Here is a 17,568-nt window from a genome sequence, read left to right on the forward strand (position 1 = left end):
CTCGGCAGGTGCCGTTGGCCGCATCGGATGCGGACGCCGGCGGGAGAACAATCATCATCCGCCATGCAGCGTGCGGATGCGCTCGCGCCATTGGCGCGCGTTGGCGATCAGGGCGGCCGTGTCCATGTCGACCAGTTCACGCTGCGCCAGCCGCGGCTGGCCGGCGATCCAGACGTCGCTGACCTGGTGGCGGCCGGTGGCATAGATGAGCTGGGAGACCACGTGGTGCAGCGGCTGGGTCTCCAGCGCGCCCAGGTCCACGCAAATCAGATCGGCCTGCTTGCCCGGTTCGATCGAACCGATGCGATCGCCATAACCCAGCGCGCGCGCGCCGCCCAGGGTGGCGGCATGCAGCGCGGTCGCCGCGTCCAGCGCGGTGGCATCGTTGGCCACCGCCTTGGCCAGCTGCGCAGCGGTGCGGGTCTCGCTGAACATGTCCAGATCGTTGTTGCTGGCGCAGCCGTCGGTGCCGATGGCCAGGTTGATGCCCGCGCGTTGCAGCGCGCACGCCGGGCAGAATCCCGAGGCCAGCTTGAGGTTGGATTCCGGGCAATGCACCACCGACACGCCGCGCTCGGCGCACAGGTGGATTTCCGCCTCGGTCAGCTGGGTCATGTGCACCGCGATCAGGCGATCGTTGACCAGGCCCAGGCGATCCAGGCGCGCCAGCGGACGCTGCCCGTACTGCTTCAGCGAGTCGGCGATTTCCTGCGCGGTCTCGTGGGTGTGCAGGTGAACCGGCACGTCGAGCTGATCCGACAGCATGCGCACCCGCTCGAAGTTGACGTCGCTCACCGTATACGGCGCATGCGGCGCGAACGCGGTGTCCACCAGCGAATCGCCGCGCCACTGGTCATGGACCTCGCCGGCACGGTCGAAATACTCGTCGCTGGTTTTCGCCCACGCGGTCGGGAAGTCGATCACCGGCAGGCCCACCCGCGCGCGGAAGCCGTGGCGCTTGTACACCGCGGCCTGCACGTCGGGGAAGAAATAGTTCTCGTTGGCGCAGGTGGTGCCGCCGCGCAGCATCTCGGCGATCGCCAGGGCGGTGCCGTCGGCCACGAACTCCGGACCGATCACCGCCGCTTCCACCGGCCAGATATGGTTCTGCAGCCATTCCATCAGCGGCAGATCGTCGGCGATGCCGCGCAGCAGCGTCATCGGATTATGGGTATGCGCGTTGACCAGGCCCGGCAGCAGCGCCGCGTCGGGCCGGGCAACCGTCCTGGCGGGAGCGAAACGCCGGCGGGCCTCGGCAACCGGCAGGATCGCGAGAATCACGCCGCCCTTCACCGCCACCGCATGGTCTTCCAGCACCACGCCGTGGGGCATCACCGGGATCACGAAACCGGCTTCGATGAGGAGATCACAGGCTTCGGGCTGGATGTCGTGGGTCATGCGTCCTCGTATCCGTGGTTCCGCGGGGCGCCGGAACCCGACCGGAGATTCCGGCTTCGGGTTTCCGGTCGGAGGCGGTTCGGTTCGCGTGGTGCGCTCACCTCGCCGCCGCCGGGGTATCTCGTCGTCCTGGCCCAGGCCAGGACCCGTTTTGACATAGCGGGTGGTCCGGGCTTCAACAGCAGGCGCGACCGCAAAAGCAAAATGGATCCCGGCCTTCGCCGGGATGACGCAACGGCAGGGGCGCCCGCGCGCGGGCGCGCCGTCGCGTCACTTCACGCGGCTGACGTAGTCGCCGGTGCGGGTGTCGACCTTGATGATTTCGTCTTGGCCGACGAACAGCGGCACGCGCACGACCGCGCCGGTTTCCAGGGTGGCCGGCTTGCCGCCGCCGCCCGAGGTGTCGCCGCGGACGCCCGGATCGGTCTCGACGATCTTCAGCTCGACGAAGTTCGGCGGGGTGACCTGGATCGGGGTGCCGTTGAACAGGGTCACCACGCACTCTTCCTCGCCCTTCAGCCACTTCTCGGCGCCGGCCATGCCGGCCTTGTCGGCCTGGACCTGCTCGAAGGTTTCCTGCTGCATGAAATGCCAGTACTCGCCATCGGAGTACAGGTACTGCATGTCGGTATCCACCACGTCGGCGGCCTCGACCGAGTCGGTGCTCTTCATGGTGATTTCCTGCACGCGGCCGGTGCGGATCTGGCGGTACTTCACGCGGGTGAAGGCCTGGCCCTTGCCCGGCTTCACGTATTCGGTGTCGGTGATGATGGACGGTTCGTTGTTGACCAGGATCTTCATCCCGTTCTTGACGTCGTTCATGCCGTAACTGGCCATGGGGTACTCCTTGGGGTAAGACAAACCCGCCGCGGGAGGCGGCTGGCCGGATAGAATGGGGAACCCGCCGGGACCGGCGGGCGTTTTGTTTTTCAGACCCGCACATGATAACCGCAGCCCCCCTTCCCATGCAGCCCGCCCCCCTGCCCCGCGCCCGCTGGCAGGAGGCCTGGCGCGACGCCGTGCGCGACCCGCGCGAACTGCTGGCGATGCTGGGACTGGAGCGGCTGGCCGGCCGCCTGTCGGACGCCGCCGCCGCCCAGTTCCCGCTGCGGGTGCCGCGCGGCTTCGTCGCCCGCATGGTCCCGGGGGATGCGAACGATCCGCTGCTGCGACAGGTGCTGCCACTGGACGAGGAAATGCGGCCGGTGCCCGGCTTCGGCCTGGACGCGGTCGGCGACGCCGCCGCCCGGACCGCCACCGGGGTGTTGCAGAAATACCGGGGCCGCGCCCTGCTGGTGGCCACCGGCAGTTGCGCGGTGCATTGCCGCTACTGCTTCCGCCGGCATTTCCCCTATGCCGAGGAAACCGCCGCCCGCGAGGGCTGGCGCGACGCCGTGGAGGCCATCCGCGCCGACACCGCAGTCGAGGAAGTCCTGCTGTCCGGCGGCGACCCGCTGTCGCTGGCCACGCCCAAGCTGGCCGAACTGACCGACGCGCTGGCCGGAATCCCGCATGTCCGGCGCCTGCGCATCCACAGCCGCCTGCCGGTGGTGCTGCCGGAACGGGTCGACGACGGGCTGGCGCGCTGGCTGGCCGGGTTGCCCTGGCCGGTGGCCTTCGTCATCCACGCCAACCACGCCAACGAGTTCGACCCCGGCGTCGACGCCGCGCTGGCCCGCCTGCGCGGCGCGGGGGCGCAACTGCTCAACCAGGCCGTGCTGCTGCGGGGCGTCAACGACAGCGTGGAAGCGCTGGCCGCCCTGGGCGAACGCAGCTTCGCCGCCGGGGTCGTGCCCTACTACCTGCACCAGTTGGACCGGGTCGCGGGCGTGGCCCATTTCGAGGTTCCCGACGAGCAGGCACTGGCCCTGCATGCCGGGCTGCGCGCGCGCCTGTCCGGCTACCTGGTACCCCGGCTGGTCCGCGAAATCCCCGGCGACACCGGCAAGCGTCCCCTCTGAACCCGCCGCCGTGACGCGCCCGTCCCGCTTTTTTGCGACGCCCGCATTGGACGCTCCCGCCCCCTTCGTGTATTAAACGCCCTCCCAAGGCGGAACCGCTGCATGCAGATCGGCAAAGACTCCACCCTCCGTTTGATGATCGTCGATGACAGCGGCGAGGACGCCGAAGCGATCGTCAGTACGCTGCGGAACGGAGGCATTGCCGTGCGGCCGCTGCGGCCGCTGGACGCCGACGAACTGGCGCAGATGGTCGCTTCCCAGCCGATGGACCTGGTCCTGGCCGCGCGCTCGGCCCGCGGGATTCCCCTGGCCGGCGTCCTTTCCACCGTCGACGCCAGCGGCAAGGACATCCCGGTCATCGTGCTGGCCGAGGCCATCAACGAGGCCGACTGGTTGTCCGACCAGGCCGGCGGCGCCCGCGGCATGGTCCTGCGCGGCCGCGCCGAACACCTGCTCCATGTGCTGCGCAGCGAATGGTCGGATCTGGAGACGCGCCGCGCGGTCCGCCGCCTGGACGTGCAGCTGCGCGAGTTCGAGCGGCGCTGCGACGCCCTGATTTCGTCCTCGCGCGATCCGATCGCCTACATCCACGAAGGCATGCACATCCGGGCCAACGAGGCCTACCTGGAAATGCTGGGCTTCGAGTCCTTCGACGAGGTCGAGGGCCTGTCGCTGCTGGATCTCGTCGCCCCCCAGTACGTCAACGACTTCAAGCAGCTGCTGAAGGGACTGAGCAAGGGCGAGCCGCCACCGCCGCGTTTCGAACTGGAGGCCCGCAGCCTGGACGGCGACCAGTTCCCGGCCACGCTCGAATTCACCACCGCCACCTACGAAGGCGAACCCTGCGTGCAGGTGGTGTTCCGCCGCCGCGAGGAGTTCGACCCGGAACTGGCGCGCGAGGTCGAGGACCTGCGCCAGCGCGACGTGGTCACCGGCCTGCTCAACCGTCCGACCTTCCTGCAGGCGCTGGAAGAAGCGGTCAGCCAGGTCGCGCGCGGCGAGCACTACTCGTTGCTGCTGCTGGAACCCGACCACTACCAGCGCCTCCTGCAGGACATCGGCATCGATTCGGCCGATGCCCTGATCGCGGCGATGGCCAAGCGCCTGGCCGAGCACCTGGATGCCAGCGCCACCGCCGCCCGCTTCGGCGAACGTACCTTCGCGGTGCTGCTCAAGGGCAACCATGCGCGGACCGCGGCCCTGGCCGACACCCTGCGCGCGGCATTCGCGTCGCACGTGTTCAGTGCGGGCGAACGCTCCACCGCGGTCACCGCCAGTGTCGGCGGCGTGCAGATCGGCGAGAAAATCGCCAGCATCGGCCTGGTCCTCACCCGCGCCACCGACAGCCTGCAGACCGCCACCAGCCTGGGCGGCAACCGCATCGAGATTTTCGACCCCGGCGCGGTGGATCGCGCCGAGGAGGAGCGGGTGCAGAACTGGATCGCGCGCCTGCGCGACGCGCTGGACAACGACCACTTCCTGCTGCACTACCAGCCGGTGGTCAGCCTGCAGGGCGAGGCCGGCGAGGTCTACGAGGTGCTGCTGCGGCTGGATTCCAACGGCGAGACGGTGATGCCGCCGGCCTTCATGGGCATCGCCGAGGAACACGGCCTGCTCGACGCCATCGACCGCTGGGTGGTCAATCGCGCCATCGAGGTGCTGGGCGAGCGCCGCCGCAACGGCTACCTGACCCGGCTGCTGGTCAAGGTCAGTCCCGGCTCGTTCGGCGACGAACGCCTGCTCCAGCTCATCGCCAGGCAGCTGGCCGCGCACGACGTGCCCGGTGACAGCCTGTGGCTGGAAGCCTCCGAGGCCAAGGTCTTCACCCACCTGCGCCAGGCCCAGGCATTCCAGACCGGCGCGTCCAAGCTGGGCTGCAAGGTCGGCCTGGAACATTTCGGCGCCGGCCTGGATTCGTTCCAGCTGCTGGCCCATTTCCAGCCGGCGTTCCTGAAGATCGACCGGGTCTTCAGCGCGGATCTGGCGAAGACGCCCGAGCATCAGCAGAAGATCCGCGAGATTGCCGAGCGTGCGCAGTCGCAGGGCATCCTGACCATCGCCGATCACGTGGCCGATGCGGCGACGATGAGTTTCCTGTTCACGGCGATGGTGGATTACGTCGAGGGTGAGTTCCTGGCGCCGCCGGGACCGCAGATGAGTTACGACTTCTCGTAGTTCCGAGGGAGCTTCGCTCCCTGCCATGCCAGGGTCACCGATAGTCCGCTGGAGAATGCCGCGGGCGTCCGTACTTCACTGCCTGTGTCATCCCACCTGCGTGGTCCGCGCCCCCGGACCACCTGCCGCGTCCATATCGGCGCATCGTTCCTGCCGTCGCGATTTCAGATCCTTCCTGCACCGTGCTGCCGCTCTCCATGCGTCGCAGCACTCCATCGCGCGCTGATCCATTCATGACGCCGCTCACTCACATGGGCGAGTCTCAAAGTTAGTCGATCCTGTTGAAGAGCCGCGCCAGAATTGAGCGGCATCCGGCATCACACATCCCGATTCCTCCACCGGATGCCATCAACCATTGGGAACAGACATGGCAATCCGCAAACCCGCACTCTTGTTCGCCTCGTTGGGCGTATTTTCCCTGGCGGCCTGTGGCGGCAAGACCGATCCGAGCCGGAGCAATTTCGCCGCCGCGATGAACCAATATTTCGCCGCCAAGGGCGAACTCTGCATCGGCGCCCAGCGCTGGCCGGTGGAGGTATCGGACATGGACATCAAACTCGGCGAAAGCCTTGCGTACGGCATCGCTCCGCAGATGGCGGCGCTGGAGGCGGCGGGGCTTGTCGCCAGCAAGCAGGTTGACGTCGACATCATCGGCATCATGGGCAAGCCAACGGGCGGCAAGGCGGCCCGCAGGCAATACACGCTTACCGAGCGTGCCAAACCGTTTGAAAGACCGAACACTTCGGATACGGCGGGATCCCCGTCCAAGATCGACCTTTGCTGGGGCAAGAAGGCGCTGGACAAAGTGGTCAAATGGGAAGGTCCCATGAAGCTGGGTGACTACCAGGAGGTTGGCGTCACCTACACCTACAAGATCAATGACGTGGCCGATTGGGCCAAGGCTCCGGGAATTCAGGCCGCCTTCCCGCAGATCAAGCGCATGCTGGACGGTGCCGGGAAAGACGAATCCCGGCATGCGCTCAAGCTGACCAGTGAGGGATGGGAAGCCAAGGGTTTGGGCTCCACCATCTTCTGAAAAGTTGGGGACAACTAGTCCGCCTGCATCGAATGACTGCGACTCCGTTGCTGCCTCGATATTCTGGACGGGCGCTGACCCGCGGGATTGCTGTCGGTGGTCATGGATGGCGCGCTCGCCGCGGGGCCCTACTTGACCAGCCTTCGGCTGTTGAGAAGCGCCTCTTTGCTTGTGCAAAGAAAGTAGGCAAAGAAACACCCCCCTGGCGGCGTGCCCTGCGCTTCGCTCCGGGTCCGCAATCGGTCCGGGAATTTCCGGAAGGGGCATCCTGCCCCTGCCGGAAACGGCGCACATCCCTGTGCACCGCCCTTCGGGTTTTACCCGGCCCGCTTGCCACGCCTGAACGGGGCCCGAAAGCGAAAGCAGGGCAACAACAGCAGAGCAGAAGTTCGCGGCTGACCGGCTTTGGCCTTTGGCTTTTGCTCTATGGGCCCCCATCCGCAGCGGTGGCGCCGGTGGGTAAACCCGAAGGGCGCCGCGCACGACGCGCGGCGTTTTGGGTCGGCACACGGATGTGCCGTCCCAAAATTCCCACTGGCGACACGAACCCCAGCCGCAACGCGGCTGGGGCGCGAGGACCGGGGTGTGTTTCTTTGATTCTTTCTTTGCACAAGCAAAGAAAGAATGCCCCCGCGGCGAGCGCGCCATCGGCGAGAACCGATAGCAACCCACGCGCCAGCGCCCGGAAAGACAAGGCGATGGCCTTTTGCTCTTGGGGCCCCATCCGCAGCGGTGGCGCCGGTGGACAAACCCGAAGGGCGCCGCGCACGACGCGCGACGTTTTGGACCGGCACACAGATGTGCCGTCCCAAAATTCCCATCGGCGACACGCCCCCCAACGGCAAAGCCGTGGGACGCCCCGCGGCGAGCGCACCATCGGCGATCACCGACAACAAATCCGCGCACCAGCGCTCAATAGAAAAACAAAAAAAAAAGAAACCCGCCTTGTGGCGGGCTTCCAGAGATCCAATCAACAGCGCAACAATCAGGCAAACGTCCCCTGCCCCGCCCGCAACGCCGCAATCCGCTGCTCCAGCGGCGGATGGCTTAGGAACAACCGCTTCATGCCCTGACCGATGCCACCGGCGATACCGAACGCCTCCACCTGCGCCGGCAGCGTGCTCTGCGCATGCTGCGCATTCAGCCGCTCCAGCGCCGCGATCATCTTCTGCCGGCCGGCCAGGTTCGCGCCACCGGCATCGGCACGGAACTCGCGGCGGCGCGAGAACCACATCGCGATCATCGTGGCGAACAGGCCGAACACCACTTCCAGCACCATCACGATGATGTAGTAGCCAAAGCCGCGGCCTTCGCCCTCGCGGTTGCCCGACAGGAAACTGTCGACGATGCCGCCGACCACGCGGGCCAGCACGATCACGAAGGTGTTCAGCACGCCCTGCAGCAGCGCCATGGTCACCATGTCGCCATTGGCGACGTGGCTGACCTCGTGGCCCAGCACGGCTTCGGCCTCGTCGCGGTTCATCGCCCGCAACAGGCCGGTGGATACCGCCACCAGCGCATTGTTGCGGTTGGCGCCGGTGGCGAAGGCGTTGATTTCCGGGGCATCGTAGATCGCCACCTGCGGCATCCCGATGCCGGCGCCCTGCGCCTGGCGCTGGACGGTCGCCAGCAGCCACTGCTCGGCCTCGTTGCGGGGTTGCTCGATCACCTGCGCGCCGGTCGCGCGCAGGGCCATGGTCTTGGACAGCAGCAGCGAGATCAACGAGCCGCCGAAACCGAAGATGGCCGCCATGACCAGCAGGCCGGACATCTGGTTCGGATTGACCCCGAGTATCGACATGACGACGCTCGCCAGGACGAGCACGGCCAGGTTGGTGGCGAGAAACAGGGCGATACGGCTGAACACGGGAGACTCCGCAAGGATTCAATGTGAAATGTTGAGCGAATCTGCGGTCGTGCGCGGTTGAATTCAAGCACGTAACTGACCGACGATTCAGCTTTGCAGCCCCCTCCCTCCGCATGTCCGCACGTCCCGACTCCCCGCCCGCCTACCGTGGCCGCTTCGCTCCCTCGCCCACCGGCCCGCTGCATTTCGGATCGCTGCTGGCGGCCTTCGGCAGCTGGCTGCTGGCGCGACACGCCGGCGGCGAGTGGTGGGTGCGGGTGGAGGATCTGGATCCCCCGCGCGAGATCGCCGGTGCGGCCGACCAGCAGCTGGCCACGCTGGCCGCGTTCGGCCTGGTTTCCGACGGACCGGTGGTGCGCCAGAGCGAACGCGGTGAACGCTACCAGGCGGCACTGGGCGATCTGCTGGCGAGCGGGCGGGCCTTCTTCTGCCATTGCAGCCGCACCGAACTGGCGGCGACCGGCGGCGTCCACCACCAATGCGTCGGTGGCGGGAAACGCCCGCACCCGGCCGTCCGGCTGCGGGTGGCACCCGGAACGGTCATCGGCTTCGAGGATGGCCTGCAGGGCTGGTTCGAACAGGACGTGCACGCCGAGGCCGGCGACGTGGTGCTGCGTCGCGCCGATGGCTACTGGGCCTATCAGCTGGCGGTGGTGGTCGACGATGCCGCGCAGGATTTCACCGACATCGTCCGCGGCGCGGACCTGCTCGATTCCACGCCTCGCCAGATCCACCTGCAACACGCGCTCGGCCTGCCGACGCCGCGCTATCTGCACCTGCCGCTGATCGTGGATGCCGATGGCCACAAGCTGTCCAAGTCGATGGCCGCGCTGCCGATCGACGCCGCCGACCCGCTGCCGCCTTTGCGCGCCGCCTGGACCGCGCTCGGGCAACCCGGGAGCCGCCTTCCGGCGGCGGGCGGCGTGCCGGCCCTGCTCCGCGCCGCGGCCGCGGCCTTTGCCCCGGAACGATTGCCGCGCCAGGCCCGCCTGGCCTTCGCTGCGCCGCACAACACGCCTGCCGCGGACGCTGTCTAGAATCCGGTTGAACCGCCCTTTTTGCGGGCGGTCCCCACAGGAGAAGCCCCACATGAGTTCTCGCGTCGCGCTGGTCACCGGCGGCACCGGCGGCATCGGAACCGCCATCTGCAAGAAGTTGGCCGACATGGGCCATCGCGTAGCCACCAATTACCGCAACGAGGAAAAAGCCAGGGCCTGGCAGGAACAAATGAAGGCCGCCGGCTACGACGTCGCCATTTTCCCCGGCGACGTCACTTCCGCCGAGGAAGCCGAAACCCTCGTGCGCAAGGTCGAGGCCGAACTCGGCCCGATCGAGGTCCTGATCAACAACGCCGGCATCACCCGCGACACCACCTTCCACCGCATGAGCGCCCTGCAGTGGAACGAGGTCATCAACACCAACCTCAATTCAGTGTTCAACATGACCCGCCCGGTGATCGAGGGCATGCGCGATCGCAAGTGGGGCCGGATCATCCAGATCAGCTCGATCAACGGCCTCAAGGGCCAGTACGGACAGGCCAACTACGCCGCCGCCAAGGCGGGCATGCACGGCTTCACCATTTCACTGGCGCGCGAGAACGCCAAGCTGGGCATCACCGTCAACACGGTGTCGCCGGGCTATGTCGCCACCGACATGGTGATGGCGGTGCCGGAGGAAGTGCGCGCCAAGATCGCCGCCGACATCCCCACCGGCCGCCTGGGCAACCCGGACGAAATCGCCTATGCGGTGGCGTTCCTGGTGGCCGACGAAGCGGGCTGGATCACCGGCTCCAACCTGGATATCAACGGCGGCCACCACATGGGCTGGTAGCCGCCCCGGTACCGGAATGACCTGAAAAATGCTGCGGCTGGCACCCGCAGCATTTTTTTGTCCCGGCTTTCTTCCTGAACAGGGCACCCCTGACCTGCGGCCTGTTGCAAGGGCTGCTGCGCTGCGTCATGCTGCTCCGCACTGCGTTTTAGAGTGATTGCTTCATGGCTGCGATCCGCATCATCAAGAAGTACCCGAACCGCCGTCTCTACGACACCGAGATTTCCAGTTACATCACCATCGAGGACGTCCGCCAGCTGATTGTCGACGGCGAGGACTTCGAGGTCCGCGACGCCAAGACCGGCGACGACCTGACCCGTACCGTCCTGCTGCAGATCATCAGTGAGCAGGAGCAGGACGGCGAGCCGGTGCTGTCCACCCAGCTGCTGAGCCAGATCATCCGTTTCTACGGCGATTCGCTGCAGGGCTTCATGGGCAACTACCTGGAGCGCAGCATGCAGATCTTCATGGAGCAGCAGCAGCAGTTCCGCAGCCAGATGGGCAACCTGCTGGGACAGACCCCCTGGACCATGATGAACCAGTTGACCGAGCGCAACATGGAGCTGTGGCAGGAATTCCAGCGCAACCTCAGCGGTGGCGGCCTGGGTCGCCCGGCCACGGCCAAGCCGAAGGAAACGCCGCGCGAGACGCCGAAGACGCGCGCCCGCTGATTCCCGCCTTGCCTGCCTGGCCCGCGCCCTCCGGCGCGGGCTTTTTCATGTCGTCCGTTTTTCCAGAATTTCCGGGGAAGTCCTCATGAGCAAACGCGTCGCGGTCGTCACCGGCGGCATCGGCGGGCTGGGTACCGCCATCTGCAAGCGCCTGGCCGGAGCCGGCCATACCGTCATCGCCGCCGATCTGCCGGCCGACGATGCGCGCCGGGCGTCCTTCGCCGAAGCCATCGCCAGCCTGGACGTGCATTTCATGCCGCTGGACGTCAGCGACTTCACCGCCTGCGGCGCGTTCGTGCAGGACGTGCAGCAGGCGCATGGCGGGCTGGACATCCTGGTCAACAACGCCGGCATCACCCGCGATTCCACCCTGCGCAAGATGGACGAGTCACAGTGGGACGCGGTGATCGAGGTCAACCTGGGCAGCGTGTTCAACCTCTCCCGCCACGCCATCGACGGCATGCAGGCGCGCGGCTTCGGCCGGGTCATCAACATCAGCTCGGTGAGCGGCCAGACCGGCAATTTCGGCCAGACCAACTACGCCGCCGCCAAGGCCGGCCTGCACGGCTTCACCATGTCGCTGGCGCGCGAGGTCGCGGCCAAGGGCATCACCGTCAACAGCGTGTCGCCCGGCTACATCGAAACGCCGATGACCCGGGCGATGCCCGAAGACGTCCGCGCGCGCACCATCGCCTCGGTGCCGGTCGGCCGGATCGGCGCGCCCGACGACATCGCGCGCGCGGTGGCGTTCCTGGCCGACGAGGCATCCGGTTACATCACCGGCGCCAATCTGCCGGTCAACGGCGGCCTCTTCATGAGCTTCTGATCCGCGGCTATCCTGAGCATTCCGCCGCACACCCGCACAATCAAGGAAACCGGATGAAACTCACCCCTCCCACCTTCGGCGTCTGGCTCATCGCGCTGCTGCTTGGCGGCGGCGGCATCGCCGCGCGGTTCGGGTATATCCCGGTGCTGGCGCCGCATGCGTTCTGGTTGGTGGTGGGGGGATTCGGGTTGCTGGTGGCGGCGACGGTTTTCAGCAAGCTCTGACGTGGAGCGGAGCTTGCTCCGCTGCCTTTGCGCCCTGCCCCTTTTCGTTTGCGCTGTTGGGCGCTGACGCGCGGGGTTGTTATTGGTTGTCAACCATCGCGCGCTCGCCGCGGGGCATTCTTTCTTTGCTTGTGCAAAGAAAGAATCAAAGAAACACACCCCTGGCGGCGTGCCCTGCGCGCTGCGCGCACAGGGTCCGCAATCGGCTCGGGAATTTCCGGAAGGGGCATCCTGCCCCTGCCGGAAACGGCGCACATCCTTGTGCGCCGCCCTGCGGGTTTTACCCGGCCCGCTTGCCACGCCTAAACGGGGGCCCGAAAGGCCAAAGCAAAAGCAGGGCAACAACAGCAGAGCAGAAGTTCGCGGCTGGAGGCGGCTCCTTCCAAAGCTGGCCTACCGGCTTAGGCCTTTGGCTTTTGCTCTTGCCCTGTGGGCCCCATCCGCAGCGGTGGCGACGGTGGGTAAACCCGAAGGGCGCTGCACATGGATGTGCAGCGTTTTGGGTCGGCACAAGGATGTGCCGTCCCAAAATTCCCACCGGCGACACGGACCCCAACGGCGCAGCCGTTGGGGCGCGAGGACCGGGGTGTGCTTTCTTTTGGTTACTTTTCTTTGCACAAGCAAAGAAAAGTGACGCCCCGCGGCAAGCGCACCATCGATGACTACCGACAGCAATCCCGCGCGTCCGCGCCCGACAAAGACAAGGCCATCGCCTTGCTTTCGCTCGGGGGCCCCATCAGCAGCGGTGGCGACGGTGGGCAAACCCGCAGAGCCTGCCCCGTACTTGATACGGGGGCGCCGCGCACGACGCGCGGCGTTCGGGACCTGCACGGCATGTGCTTGACCAGCCTCCGGCTGTTGAGAAGCACTTCTTTTGGTTACTGTTCTTTGCACAAGCAAAGAAGCGCTTCTCAACAGCCGAATGGTCGGTCAAAGTGACGCCCCGCGGCAAGCGCACCATCTACGCCGACCGATGACAATGCCGCGCCCCAGCGCCCGACTGAAACGCAAGAGGAAGGCAGGCGAAACTAGCGGCCCATCAATTGAGGTAGAAACGCTCCCACTACGGCATCTTGCGCAGATACTCCGCCAATCCGATCAACTGCTGCCCCTGCACCCGATCCACAATCGGCGCCAGCGTGCGCAGATCATCCGGCGTATAACCACCCGCGCGGTACCACAAGGTGATCCGGGTTCCCCCGTTCTCCTCGACCAGCCGCCACTCCATCGCGCCCGACAATCCCATCCCCTGCAAAGGCCCCAGACCACCGGTCAGGCGCAGGAGCTTGCCGGGCTCGGCGAACACCACCGTCATGTGCCGCGCCTGGCGCACGCCGTCGATTTCGCAGAAGCAGCCGCCGGCGCGGGGTTCGATGCTCAGGCGCGAAGCCTCGCCCCACCAGGTATGGTCCTTCGGCCACCAGCGTCCAACCGCGAGCAGCGCGTTCCATGCCGCTTCCGGTTTCGCCGGCACCCATTGGCTGTTTTCGAGGGTGAAACCGTTGGCCGCCTGATCCTTGACCTCCGCCCGCGCTCCTGTCGCCGGGCCACAGGCCAACGCGGCCGCCACCGCCAGCCCCCCGAATCGGCGCATGTTCACGGCGCCGCCGCTTCCTTGCAGAAGCGGTTGCGGTACTCCATCGCCTTGGGCATCAGCGCGGTCAGGTTCTGGATGCGGGTGCCGGGATTGGGATGGGTGGACGAGAACTCGGGAGGCGCCTGGCCGCCGCTGGCCTCGCCCATGCGCTCCCATAGCGGCACGGCCTCCTGCGGATTGAAACAGGCCGCGGCGGCCAGCATCAGTCCAACCTCGTCGGCCTGGGTCTCGTGGGTGCGCGCATAGGGCAGCAGGTAGCCGTAGCCCATCGCCGCCATCACCATCTGCTGCTGTTGCGGATCCATGCCGCTCATGGCGCCGGCCATCTGCCCGATCTGGGTCAGCTTCTGCTGGGACATGCGCTGGGCGCCGTGGCGCAGCAGCGCATGGGCAATCTCGTGGCCCATCACCACCGCCACCGCGTCGGCATTCTTGGCCACCGGAATCAACCCGGTATAGACCGCCATCTTGCCGCCCGGCAGGCAGAACGCATTGGCCTGCTCGGACTGGATGACGTTGACGTCCCAGTCGAAGGTCCGCCAGTTGCCGCTGGGCTGGGTGCCGCGCTCCTGCGCGATGGCCGCCTCGACCTCGGGAATCTTGTTGATCAGCCGCTGCGCGATCGTGCGCACCTGCTGGGCGATCTGCGAGTTCGGATCCACCGGGCGTTCCTGCGACAGGATTTCCTGGTAGGCCTGCAATCCCAGCGCCTTTTCCTCCTCGACGCTGATCGAACTGTCGATCAGCACTTTCTCGCCGGTATACGGATCGGTCACCCGGTTGGAGAACCAGTAAATCCCTGCATAAATGGCGAATCCCAGCAGGATCAGCCAGCGCACGTTGCCGAACAGGCCGCGCCGGCGCGGCGCGCCGCCCTGCTCGTATCTTCCTTGCCCGAACGGATCGTTCCTCATCGCCTTCTCCCAGTCGCCGGCTAGATGCCACGCACCACGCGGAAGCCCACCCGCGCATTAGTCATATCCGAATCCGAGGACGAACGCCATGCCGCCCGCGCCTGCACCGGCGCGCTGGCCCAGGAGCCGCCCCGCACCACCCGCGAGCGGCAACCGGGGTTGAACCAGGCCGCTCCGTCGGCGGGCGCGCGCCGGTAGCTGGCATGCCAGCAGTCGGCCACCCATTCGCTGGTGTTGCCTCCCAGGTCGTGCAGTCCCCAGGCGTTGGGCGGGAAGCTGGCCACCGGCGCCGGTCCCCAATACCCGTCGCCATAGCCGACGAAGGCATTGTTCCAGTGGCGGCCGCTGGGCGAGGTATCGTTGCCGCCGGTCAGGTTCTCGACCCGGGGCGGCGGCACCCCGTTGCCCCACGGATAGCGTCCCTGCACGCCGGCCCGCAGGGCGTATTCGAACTCCGCCTCGCTGGGCAGGCGATAGCCGTGCCCGGTCTGCTTGGCCAGCCAGTCCGCATAGGCTTCGGCGTCGTACACGCTGACGTGCAGCACCGGCATGTCCGCGCGCGCCGGCATGCCGCTGTAGTCCGATTGCCAATCCACCCCGCTGCGGCGCACGAAGTTGCCGCTGCGCTCGTCGTAGACGATCGAATGCCCGCGCCGGGTCGCGCGCGGGCGGTACTGGGTGGCCTGCACGAAGCGGCGAAACTCGCCGACCGTGACCGCGTTGCGCGCCATCGCGAAGCCGCGATCGAAGCGCACGTAATGGGCAGGCTTCTCGGCGTCGGCGGCGCCAAGTTCGTTCTCGTCCGCGCCCATGAGGAAGCCACCATGCGGCACGATGACCATTTCCGGCCCGCGCCCGCCGTTGCCCAGCGCGTCGGTGAAAGCCTGGCCCGGGCGGAACAGGCCATAGTGGGTCGCCAGTTCGATGCGCTGGCGGAAATCGGCCGCCACCGGATCGCCGGGGGGCGCGATGCGCAGCACTTCCGCCAGTTTTTCACGCGCGGCCTTCAATCCCAGCGGCGACTGCAGGTCCTGCACCCCGGATTCGCGCAGGCCGGCGATGCGTACGGTGCGGATGGCCTCGACCCGCTGGCGCGCGTCGGCCACGGTGGGCGCATTGCTGCGGACCTTGCCGGCGTGATCCAGCCAGACTTTCGCGGACTCGAAATCCCCGGCCTGCGCCACGTCCTCGGCCCGCCGGATGAGTGCACTTTCGACGGCCGCGATGCCCTGCAATGCACGCGCCTGGCCCGGCTTCCACTTCAGGACCTCGCGGAAACCGGCCAGCGCGCCACCGCCCTGCTCGCCCAGCCGTCCCAGGTTGAGCGCCCGCTCGCTGGCCAGGTTGAGCCGGGTCAGCTGTTCAATTTCGTCAACCCGTGACAGGTAGGCCAGCACGGCTTCGTCGTCGGGATCGATGGCGCGCGCCACGGCGGCGATTTCCGCGGCCTCGCGCGCATCCTCGTCACGGTCCTCGGCGGTCTTCACGACCTGTTCGCCGCGCTCCAGCAGGCGGTCCAGGGCCTGGTCCAGGCCGCGGCGCGTGGCCGCGTCGTCCGGTTCCAGCCGCCGGATCGCCAGATACAGCGGAATCGCATCGTCGGCCCCGGCATAAAGGCGTCCGGCAGCCAGGGCTTCCGAGGCCCGCCTGCGTGCTTCCGGGATGTCCTCCCGGGTCAGCACGACCGCCGGCGGCTGCCAGTTGAGTGCGGCATTGACGCTGTCGTCGCCGGTGACGGTGATTCGCGGCATGCGCACTTCACCGGCGTCACGCCCCGAACCGCGCGGCGCCGCGGCCTCGCGCGAGCAACCGCACAGCACCAGACCGGTCAGCACCAGCAGGCCAAATGCGCGCAAAACCGCCCTCCACCCTCACGAAATCCGTCCCGCGACGGTAGGCTATTGTCTCCCGACTCGGCAACCGATGCATTCAGCGGAGATTTCGTGCCCCATTGGATTCAAACCCCCGACGCCCTCGCCGCGTTCTTCACCACGCCGCCCGCCCGCATCGGGCTGGATACGGAGTTCGTCCGCGAACGCACCTTCTGGCCACAGCTGGCGCTGGTCCAGATGGCGATCGGCGAGGAGATCCTGCTCATCGATCCGCTGCAGCCGGGCATGCCGCAGGCGCTCGCGACGATTCTCGCTGACACCCGGATCCTCAAGGTCATGCACAGCGCAAGCGAGGACCTGGTGGCGCTGGGCTACACCTGCGGTGTCGCGCCGCAACCACTGTTCGATACCCAGATCGCCGCCGCCCTGGCCGGCGTCGCCGCCGGCATCGGCTACCAGAAGCTGGTGGAACAGGTCACCGGCGTCGTGCTGGCCAAGGGCGAAACCCGCTCGGACTGGCTGCGTCGGCCGCTCAGCGATTCCCAGCTCAGGTACGCCGCCGAGGACGTGCACTACCTGTTCGCGCTGCATAACGCCCTGGCCTCGCGATTGCAGGAACAGGGACGCACCGGATGGCTGGCGGAGGACTGCCAGCGCCTGCTGGAGAACGCCACCCAGGAAGAAGGCGAGCGCTGGCCGCACCTGGCCATGCGCAGCGCGCAGTTCCTGGACGCGCCCGCCCAGCACCGCCTGCTGCGGTTGCTGCGTTGGCGCGACACCACCGCGCGCCGCAGCGACAAGCCGCGCAGTTGGATCCTGGACAACGAAATGGCGGTCGCGCTGGCGCGCACGCCCCCTGCCGATCGTATCGCGCTCGGACGCTGGCTGGACGCCCAGCCCAAGGCGCCGCGCAAGCTGGCCGACGCCCTGTGGGACAGCCTGTCCACGCCACTGGCGGACGAAGCAGAGGCACCGCTGGCGCACGCGGCCACCGATCGCGACAAGGCTGCCCTGCGCAAATTGCAGGACGCGGTGGCCCGCCGCAGCGCCGAACTGGGCCTGCCCGACGGCGTGCTCGCCTCACGCCGCTATCTCGAGGTCCTGCTGGAATCGGGCCAGTGGCCCACGGCCCTGTCCGGCTGGCGCAAGGCCGAACTCGAGCCACTGCTGGGAAGCGAGGCAACCGCCGCCGTCTGACCACGCGATCTTCGCGAGAACCCCTGCGCCCGGACCGGAA

15 protein-coding genes are annotated in these 17,568 nt (G+C 67.3%); 9 read left to right on the plus strand and 6 right to left on the minus strand.

Annotated elements, in window-relative coordinates; translation table 11 throughout:
- Positions 1-54: 54 nt before the first annotated feature.
- Together AC3DE2_RS13560 and efp are read right to left on the minus strand one after the other, a co-directional pair.
- Positions 55-1,398, minus strand: a complete 1,344-nt coding sequence (locus AC3DE2_RS13560; protein WP_488426643.1) for a TRZ/ATZ family hydrolase — start codon at positions 1,396-1,398, stop codon at positions 55-57.
- Between the two features lie 270 nt (positions 1,399-1,668).
- Entirely contained in the window at positions 1,669-2,235 is a 567-nt protein-coding gene (gene efp, locus AC3DE2_RS13565) for an elongation factor P (protein ID WP_488426644.1), read from the minus strand.
- Positions 2,236-2,339: 104 nt separating this feature from the next.
- Between efp and epmB the strand changes: the two genes are divergently transcribed.
- The 3 genes from epmB (at position 2,340) to AC3DE2_RS13580 (ending at position 6,570) form a co-directional block, all read left to right on the plus strand.
- Positions 2,340-3,359, plus strand: a complete 1,020-nt coding sequence (epmB, locus tag AC3DE2_RS13570; protein ID WP_488426645.1) for an EF-P beta-lysylation protein EpmB — start codon at positions 2,340-2,342, stop codon at positions 3,357-3,359.
- 102 nt (positions 3,360-3,461) lie between these two features.
- Positions 3,462-5,534 carry an EAL domain-containing protein gene (locus AC3DE2_RS13575; RefSeq protein ID WP_295378075.1) on the plus strand — a complete coding sequence of 691 codons (2,073 nt, stop codon included), beginning with the start codon at positions 3,462-3,464 and terminating at the stop codon, positions 5,532-5,534.
- Between the two features lie 367 nt (positions 5,535-5,901).
- A complete protein-coding gene (locus tag AC3DE2_RS13580; RefSeq protein WP_488426646.1) occupies positions 5,902-6,570 on the plus strand; it encodes a hypothetical protein in 669 nt (222 codons plus the stop codon).
- Positions 6,571-7,555: 985 nt separating this feature from the next.
- Here AC3DE2_RS13580 and htpX read toward each other — a convergent pair.
- Positions 7,556-8,437 (minus strand): protease HtpX, encoded by an 882-nt coding sequence (gene htpX / locus AC3DE2_RS13585; RefSeq protein ID WP_295383128.1) that lies wholly within the window; start codon positions 8,435-8,437, stop codon positions 7,556-7,558.
- Positions 8,438-8,550: 113 nt separating this feature from the next.
- On the opposite strand from htpX, the gene gluQRS reads away from it, so the two are divergent.
- From gluQRS to AC3DE2_RS13610, 5 genes are all read left to right on the plus strand, one after another.
- A complete protein-coding gene (gluQRS, locus tag AC3DE2_RS13590) occupies positions 8,551-9,474 on the plus strand; it encodes a tRNA glutamyl-Q(34) synthetase GluQRS (RefSeq protein WP_488426647.1) in 924 nt (307 codons plus the stop codon).
- Between the two features lie 52 nt (positions 9,475-9,526).
- Positions 9,527-10,267 (plus strand): beta-ketoacyl-ACP reductase, encoded by a 741-nt coding sequence (gene phbB, locus AC3DE2_RS13595; RefSeq protein WP_295383131.1) that lies wholly within the window; start codon positions 9,527-9,529, stop codon positions 10,265-10,267.
- A gap of 164 nt (positions 10,268-10,431) precedes the next feature.
- Positions 10,432-10,938: a polyhydroxyalkanoate synthesis repressor PhaR gene (phaR, locus tag AC3DE2_RS13600; protein ID WP_295383132.1), complete on the plus strand. Its 507-nt coding sequence runs from the start codon at positions 10,432-10,434 to the stop codon at positions 10,936-10,938.
- Between the two features lie 85 nt (positions 10,939-11,023).
- A complete protein-coding gene (gene phbB, locus AC3DE2_RS13605) occupies positions 11,024-11,764 on the plus strand; it encodes an acetoacetyl-CoA reductase (RefSeq protein ID WP_295383133.1) in 741 nt (246 codons plus the stop codon).
- A gap of 53 nt (positions 11,765-11,817) precedes the next feature.
- The gene (locus tag AC3DE2_RS13610) at positions 11,818-11,988 is read left to right on the plus strand and encodes a hypothetical protein (RefSeq protein WP_295383134.1); all 171 of its coding nucleotides are present in this window, start codon (positions 11,818-11,820) and stop codon (positions 11,986-11,988) included.
- 1,063 nt (positions 11,989-13,051) lie between these two features.
- Here the strand turns inward: AC3DE2_RS13610 and AC3DE2_RS13615 are convergent.
- From AC3DE2_RS13615 to AC3DE2_RS13625, 3 genes are read right to left on the minus strand one after another with little or no spacing between them, the layout of a single operon-like run.
- A complete protein-coding gene (locus AC3DE2_RS13615; RefSeq protein ID WP_488426839.1) occupies positions 13,052-13,582 on the minus strand; it encodes an SRPBCC family protein in 531 nt (176 codons plus the stop codon).
- Between the two features lie 2 nt (positions 13,583-13,584).
- Positions 13,585-14,499 carry a M48 family metallopeptidase gene (locus AC3DE2_RS13620; RefSeq protein ID WP_488426648.1) on the minus strand — a complete coding sequence of 305 codons (915 nt, stop codon included), beginning with the start codon at positions 14,497-14,499 and terminating at the stop codon, positions 13,585-13,587.
- A gap of 20 nt (positions 14,500-14,519) precedes the next feature.
- The gene (locus AC3DE2_RS13625) at positions 14,520-16,355 is read right to left on the minus strand and encodes a formylglycine-generating enzyme family protein (RefSeq protein ID WP_488426649.1); all 1,836 of its coding nucleotides are present in this window, start codon (positions 16,353-16,355) and stop codon (positions 14,520-14,522) included.
- Positions 16,356-16,442: 87 nt separating this feature from the next.
- Between AC3DE2_RS13625 and rnd the strand changes: the two genes are divergently transcribed.
- Positions 16,443-17,528 (plus strand): ribonuclease D, encoded by a 1,086-nt coding sequence (gene rnd / locus AC3DE2_RS13630; protein WP_488426650.1) that lies wholly within the window; start codon positions 16,443-16,445, stop codon positions 17,526-17,528.
- Positions 17,529-17,568 lie beyond the last annotated feature (40 nt).

This window comes from Pseudoxanthomonas sp. 68-E7, from assembly GCF_057773145.1.

Bases quoted from the DNA above. Each gene is read 5' to 3' on its own strand.
- AC3DE2_RS13560 (WP_488426643.1), bottom strand. From the start codon at position 1,398: ATGACCCACGACATCCAGCCCGAAGCCTGTGATCTCCTCATCGAAGCC.
- efp (WP_488426644.1), bottom strand. From the start codon at position 2,235: ATGGCCAGTTACGGCATGAACGACGTCAAGAACGGGATGAAGATCCTG.
- epmB (WP_488426645.1), top strand. From the start codon at position 2,340: ATGATAACCGCAGCCCCCCTTCCCATGCAGCCCGCCCCCCTGCCCCGC.
- AC3DE2_RS13575 (WP_295378075.1), top strand. From the start codon at position 3,462: ATGCAGATCGGCAAAGACTCCACCCTCCGTTTGATGATCGTCGATGAC.
- AC3DE2_RS13580 (WP_488426646.1), top strand. From the start codon at position 5,902: ATGGCAATCCGCAAACCCGCACTCTTGTTCGCCTCGTTGGGCGTATTT.
- gluQRS (WP_488426647.1), top strand. From the start codon at position 8,551: ATGTCCGCACGTCCCGACTCCCCGCCCGCCTACCGTGGCCGCTTCGCT.
- phbB (WP_295383131.1), top strand. From the start codon at position 9,527: ATGAGTTCTCGCGTCGCGCTGGTCACCGGCGGCACCGGCGGCATCGGA.
- phaR (WP_295383132.1), top strand. From the start codon at position 10,432: ATGGCTGCGATCCGCATCATCAAGAAGTACCCGAACCGCCGTCTCTAC.
- phbB (WP_295383133.1), top strand. From the start codon at position 11,024: ATGAGCAAACGCGTCGCGGTCGTCACCGGCGGCATCGGCGGGCTGGGT.
- AC3DE2_RS13610 (WP_295383134.1), top strand. From the start codon at position 11,818: ATGAAACTCACCCCTCCCACCTTCGGCGTCTGGCTCATCGCGCTGCTG.
- AC3DE2_RS13615 (WP_488426839.1), bottom strand. From the start codon at position 13,582: ATGCGCCGATTCGGGGGGCTGGCGGTGGCGGCCGCGTTGGCCTGTGGC.
- AC3DE2_RS13620 (WP_488426648.1), bottom strand. From the start codon at position 14,499: ATGAGGAACGATCCGTTCGGGCAAGGAAGATACGAGCAGGGCGGCGCG.